The 6,532-nt window shown below is 38.9% G+C and carries 6 protein-coding genes; all 6 read left to right on the top strand.

The window, feature by feature from the left end; genetic code table 11:
• A partial coding sequence (locus HMPREF0519_RS07220; RefSeq protein WP_369077483.1) for a ComF family protein occupies positions 1-361 on the top strand: 361 nt, incomplete at its 5' end.
• On the top strand, positions 270-530 hold the full coding sequence (locus HMPREF0519_RS14380) for a ComF family protein (RefSeq protein WP_225429192.1): 261 nt from the start codon (positions 270-272) through the stop codon (positions 528-530). The genes HMPREF0519_RS07220 and HMPREF0519_RS14380, both read left to right, overlap by 92 nt.
• A gap of 121 nt (positions 531-651) precedes the next feature.
• Positions 652-1,215: a ribosome hibernation-promoting factor, HPF/YfiA family gene (hpf, locus tag HMPREF0519_RS07215; RefSeq protein WP_035444809.1), complete on the top strand. Its 564-nt coding sequence runs from the start codon at positions 652-654 to the stop codon at positions 1,213-1,215.
• Positions 1,216-1,478: 263 nt separating this feature from the next.
• A complete protein-coding gene (gene secA, locus HMPREF0519_RS07210) occupies positions 1,479-3,842 on the top strand; it encodes a preprotein translocase subunit SecA (RefSeq protein WP_003554603.1) in 2,364 nt (787 codons plus the stop codon).
• Between the two features lie 174 nt (positions 3,843-4,016).
• A protein-coding gene (gene prfB, locus HMPREF0519_RS07205; protein ID WP_190870464.1) for a peptide chain release factor 2 occupies positions 4,017-5,139 on the top strand; the annotation gives its coding sequence in 2 pieces (ribosomal slippage) (positions 4,017-4,094 and positions 4,096-5,139; 1,122 coding nt in all).
• A gap of 210 nt (positions 5,140-5,349) precedes the next feature.
• Entirely contained in the window at positions 5,350-6,510 is a 1,161-nt protein-coding gene (locus tag HMPREF0519_RS07200) for a PDZ domain-containing protein (protein WP_225428946.1), read from the top strand.
• Positions 6,511-6,532: the final 22 nt, after the last annotated feature.

Below are 6,532 nucleotides of genomic sequence, written 5' to 3'. Positions count from 1 at the left end.
TTTTGGTAACTTGAATGACCCATGTCAGGATTGCATAAAGTGGCAGCATTATTTTAAAAAGCCGTTTGCTAATCGGGCACTTTTTGAATATAACGATGCGATGAGAGCATACATGAAGCAGTACAAATTTCTTGGAGATTATCGATTAAGAAACGTATTTAATCGGTTAATCGTTTCTGAATTAAAGGCAATGCGTTGCCCGATTGTTGTCATTCCGGTTAATGAAAGCACCTTTCAAGAACGCGGCTTTAATCAGGTCTTGGGATTGTGTGAAGGTGTTCAACCAGTTAACTGCCTCCGTACACGACAAGGAAAAAAAAGAAAGCCGCCAATCCGAAAAGAATCGATTGCAGAGGCTTAATGCTGATCAGCCGTTTGAATTGATTGATCACGAGAGTGAATTAATCAGGCAAAAGACGATTGTAGTCGTTGATGATGTGTACACAACCGGAACAACAATTCGACATGCTGCAGCTTTGTTATATCGTGCAGGAGCTCGATGCGTTAAGGGCCTCACGTTTGCTCGATAAATTAATCGGACCTGATGATTGTTAAAAGACGAACTTTCATTTATACTAAAGTTGTAGCCAGCAGTGAAATCACTTTCATTACTGGACCATTAAACCATTAATGGTGAAGGGAGAGAACGTTATGCTAATTTTTAACATTCGTGGAGAAAATATTGAGGTAACTCAAGCGATTCGTGATTATGTCGAAAAGCGAGTCAGCAAACTGGAAAAATACTTTGAAAAGGACATGAAGAATACTGCTCATGTCAATCTGAGGGTTTATCCAGATAAACAAGCTAAAGTTGAGGTAACGATTCCTTTACCATTCCTAACATTACGAGCTGAAGAGCTTTCCAATGACTTGTATGCCAGCGTTGATTTGGTAACTGACAAACTCGAACGTCAAATTCGAAAATACAAGACAAAGGTTAATCGTAAATCTCGTGAGAAGGGCTTCAAGAATTTGGAATTCGTCCCAAATGATGATCAAACGACTTCTGATTCGGATGATAATCAGTCACAGTTCGATGTTGTGCGAACAAAGCGTTTGGCCTTAAAACCAATGGACAATGAGGAAGCAATTCTTCAAATGGACATGTTGGGGCACGATTTCTTTATTTATGAAGATGCCGATACATCAAACATCGATATTGTTTACCGTCGTAATGATGGTCGCTATGGTTTGATTGAAACCGGCGAAGAATAAATAATGAGAGACTTCCCTTTAGGCGAACTGGATGATAAAGCCAGCCGACTAAAGGGAAGTCTTTTTGTCTATTTATTAAAAAATTGATAGTTTCAAAGTTCACTCTTTCCTATTGATTTGAAAAGTATTATGATAAACGAATGCTGTAAATGTTATCAAGGTGTTTTCATTGATGGCCTTGAATGTTACAATAAACAAGTATGTAGTTGATTAATACGATAAAGACATTAAAATGAATAACTGATTTAGAAGGGAATCTTTCAATGGCTAATCTTTTAAAAAAATGGGTTGAAAGCGACAAGCATGAACTCAAACGATTAAGCAAAATTGCTGATGAAGTTGGGGTATATGCAGACGAGTATCGTCAACTCAGCGATGAAGAATTACAAGCCAAGACACCGGCGTTTAAAGAACGCTATAAAAATGGTGAAACACTCGACGATTTACTTCCTGAGGCATTTGCTGTTGCTCGGGAGGGTGCTCGTCGGGTTCTTGGGCTTTACCCATTCCACGTTCAAATTATGGGTGGAATCGTGCTTCACGAAGGTAATATTGCTGAAATGAAGACTGGTGAAGGTAAGACGTTAACTGCGACAATGCCTGTTTATTTGAATGCTCTCGCAGGAGAAGGCGTTCACGTTGTCACGGTTAACGAGTACCTATCTCAACGTGATGCGACTGAAATGGGTGAGCTGTACAATTGGCTGGGATTAACTGTAGGTGCCAATTTAGCTGAAATGACACCAGATCAAAAACGTGAAGCCTATGCATGTGACATTACTTACTCGACCAATAGTGAAATTGGGTTTGACTACCTGCGTGATAACATGGTAGCGTACAAAGAAGAGATGGTTCAACGTCCACTTAATTTTGCGATTGTAGATGAGGTTGATTCTATTTTAATTGATGAGGCACGAACACCGTTGATTATTTCTGGTCAATCAACCGGAACTTCCGAGTTGTATCAACGAACAGATCGATTTGCTAAGACGCTTCACGAAAAAGATGATTTTAAGATTGATTTGGAGACTAAGACGGTTTCATTAACTGATAAGGGAATTGAAAAAGCCGAAAAATACTTTAACTTAAAAAACTTGTATGATACAGATAATACAGCCTTGACCCATCATTTGGATCAAGCATTACGTGCTAACTTCATTATGCTGCGGGATAAGGATTACGTGGTTCAGGACGGTGAAGTGTTAATTGTTGACTCGTTTACCGGACGGATTATGCAGGGTCGTCGTTTTTCTGATGGTCTTCACCAAGCAATTGAAGCCAAAGAAGGCGTTGAAATCCAAGAGGAAAGTAAGACCATGGCAACAATTACTTATCAAAACATGTTCCGTATGTATAAGAAGCTTGCTGGTATGACAGGTACTGCCAAAACCGAAGCTGAGGAATTCCGTGAGATTTATAACATGGAGGTTATCTCTGTGCCAACCAACAAACCGGTTGTCCGAGTCGACCATCCAGATGTTTTATACCCAACTTTGGACGCAAAGTTCGATGCAGTTGTTAAAGAAATCAAGCAACTCCATAAAAAGGGCCAGCCGATGTTAATTGGTACGGTTGCGGTTGAAACTTCCGAATACCTTTCAAAGCGACTTGATGAGGAACAAATTCCTCATGTTGTTTTAAACGCTAAGAATCATGCAAAAGAAGCTGATATTGTTATGAATGCCGGTCAAAAGGGAGCTGTTACAATTGCTACCAACATGGCTGGACGTGGTACCGATATCAAACTTGGACCCGGGGTTGTGGAACTAGGTGGTCTAGCGGTTATTGGGACTGAACGACATGAATCACGTCGTATTGATAATCAGCTTCGTGGCCGTTCTGGTCGTCAGGGTGATCCTGGCTTGTCACAATTTTATTTGTCACTTGAAGACGATTTAATGCGCCGCTTTGGTTCTGATAAAATCAAGAACTTCTTGGAGCATTTAAACGTTGAAGGTGAAGATGCTGTTATTCGTTCCAAGATGATCACCAAGCAAGTTGAGTCGGCTCAGAAACGAGTTGAAGGTAACAACTATGATTCTCGTAAGAACGTTCTTCAGTATGATGATGTTATGCGTCAACAGCGTGAAGTTATTTATGGTGAACGTCAAGAAGTCATTGAGGAAAATAAAGACCTTAAGTGGGTTATTATACCGATGATTGAACGGACTGTTAACCGAATTGTTGATTTGCATACTCAAGGTGAAAAAGAAGACTGGGATCTCCAAACAATTCTTGACTTTGCGATTAGCGCAATGGTAAGTCCTGATAAAATTTCACTTGAGGATTTTCAAAATAAGACGGCCGATGAAATCAAGAAGATGTTAATGGATCTTGCAAATTCGGTTTATAAAGAAAAACAAAAACAGCTTTATGATGAATCTCAAATGCTTGAGTTTGAAAAGGTTGTTATTCTTCGAGTTGTTGATTCTCACTGGACCGATCACATTGACATGATGGATCAACTTCGTCAGTCAATCGGTCTTCGTGGATATGGTCAATTAAATCCATTAGTTGAGTATCAACGTGAAGGATATAAAATGTTTGAAGAAATGATTGCAGATATTGACTATGATGCAACCCGTCTCTTCATGAAGGCAGAAATTCGTCAAAATATGCAAAGATAATGACAAATTGTTTCGGTTTGCAAACAAGACTATCCGCTCAAATGGCGGTTAAGAGTTGTGATTGTCCGAAATTAAGCGATGAGGTTGAGGCAAAAATTCATTTTTGTCTCAACTTCTTTTGCAATTGTGGCGATTGTTCGGTAAAAAAGTTTTAATTTGAAATGAGGCATAAATATGGTATTTGAATTAAGTGAAGCAAAAAAACAAATCGCAGATATGCAAAAAGCCATCGATGGCTTTAGGGGGTCTCTTTGACTTTGATGCGCTGAGTGAAAGTATAAGTATCAATGAAGCAAAGATGGCTGAACCCGGGTTTTGGGATGACCAGCAAGCGGCTCAAAAAATGATTGACGAGACGAATCAATTAAAAACAAAGCGTGACAGGTTTAACACACTAACCAAAGAGCTTGATGATTTAAAGGTTACATTAGAATTGATTTCCGAAGATCCGGATTCCGGAATGCAAGATGAGTTTATTGGCGAAGCAGATAAACTAAAAAAGCAACTTGATAGGTATCAGTTGGGATTATTATTGAATGGCAAGTACGATCATAATAATGCCATTTTGGAAATTCACCCTGGAGCAGGCGGTACAGAAGCTCAAGATTGGGGTTCGATGTTGTTGAGGATGTATACTCGTTGGGCCGAATCACACAATTTTAAGGTTGATGTACTTGATTATCAAGTTGGTGAAGTCGCAGGTATTAACAGTGTCTCAATACTGATTAGTGGTGAAAATGCATATGGTTATCTTCGATCTGAAAAGGGTGTCCATCGATTAGTTAGAATTTCACCATTTGACTCTGCCGGAAGAAGACATACTTCTTTTGCTTCAGTGGATGTGATGCCGGAACTAGATGATGATGTTTCTATCAAAATTAGTCCGGATGAATTAAAAGTCGATGTTTATCGTGCGAGTGGTGCCGGTGGTCAGCATGTTAACAAAACGTCATCCGCTGTGCGAATTACTCATATTCCGACTGGTATTGTCGTTGCCAGCCAGGCACAACGATCCCAATTGCAAAATAGACAAACGGCTTTAAACATGTTGAAGTCAAAACTTTATGAATTAGAGGAACAGAAAAAGGCGGAAGAAAAGGCAAAAATTGAAGGAGAGCAGTTGGATATCGGCTGGGGATCTCAAATTCGGTCGTATGTCTTCCATCCTTATTCAATGGTAAAAGATCATCGAACAAATTATGAAACGGCCAACGTCAATGGTGTGATGGATGGTGATCTCGATCCATTTATTAATGCTTACCTGCAATGGCAGTTAAGTAAGGACAACCCGGAATAAATGCGCATTGTTAAAATAATATCGACTTAATATAGAGTTAAATTAGATTCGAAAGGGTCTGGGCAAAGACATATTTTGCCCAGACCTTTTTAACAACTGTTATCTATACCTAACCGATCTTTTCAGTGGATTGTTTTTACTTAGCTGGCTTTCAAATTTTAATTAATCAATGCTATACTTATACCATAATAACGGATGAGGGAAAAATTTATGAAATTTCTATTGGCAATTTGTTTCTATGTTCTTCAACCTATGTTGTGGGTTGGAGTTGTTCGAGCTTATTTGATACATACGAATCGTGTTAAACGAGAACGCAGAATTTTTAATTCTGCTATTTACGAGGACTTTTACGAAGGACGCCATTTTGTCAGAAATGGTTTAATGATTGGCGTTATTTTTTCTGTCGTTTTCGGTTCCTTATTAATGACATCTCTTCAATGGCTAATTCTCTATGAGGGACTCTGCTTAATCGCACTCATACTGATTCCGTGGCAATTCTTAGGCGTTACTTTAATTGGAGCTGCAGGCATTTTATCACTTTTATTACCGCAAATGACACAATTTAATTTTATTGAAAAGTGGTTTGTGAATATGGGAATTTCAAGTCACCAAGTTAACCCGGTAAACTATTTAGCAATTCTGGCAGTAGTCATTTTTGCAACAGGATTATTTGTACGAGCAAACGCCGGTCGATTTGATTCGCCAGCCATTTCGCGAAACAAACGAAATAACAAAGTTGCCGTTTATCCATTTAACGAATTAACTATTTTTCCGCTACTATTGTTGCTCCCTGGAGACTGGTTTAAAATTGGGTTGGGCTTTCTTCCGGTATTTCAAATTAATCACCATTCATTTGTGATTTTAATTGTGCCGATTTTAATTGGTTTAAAATTAACAGTGCGAAAAAGCACCCCTCGGGAATTCTTTAGGAACTTGGGAAAGTTAATGATGTTAGTCGCCGGTTTGGGCATTTTAATGGTTATCGGAGCTGCTTTTAATCATAAACTCGTTCTGCCAGCGATGATCTTTTTAATGATTTGTTACTATGGTGTTATTTTGATTGTGAAGCATCGGGATCGAAAGCAACAATTTGAGTACAGTGAAGTTATGGATGGCATCCGAATTATTGGCATTCAGCCTGGAACCCCGGCAGCAAAAATGAATTTATCGGTTGGAGATGTTATTTTGACGGTTAATGATATCCAAGTTTCTAATGATGATCAATTTTATCGGGCACTATCCACGAGTCCGACATATTGTCGTTTTAAGGTTCGGGATCGTCATGATCAATTAAAAATGACGGAATCGGCAATTTTTAAGAATTCGCCTCATGAAATCGGGGTTAAAACGTATACGCAGTCTGTTGAGTAAACACACAGTAGGAGGATCTTCC

The organism is Lentilactobacillus hilgardii DSM 20176 = ATCC 8290, from assembly GCF_000159315.1.
In the GTDB taxonomy this organism is placed as follows: domain Bacteria; phylum Bacillota; class Bacilli; order Lactobacillales; family Lactobacillaceae; genus Lentilactobacillus; species Lentilactobacillus hilgardii.
Note: the sequence above shows the minus strand (reverse complement) of the source record. Positions and strands in the feature narration are given on the sequence as shown.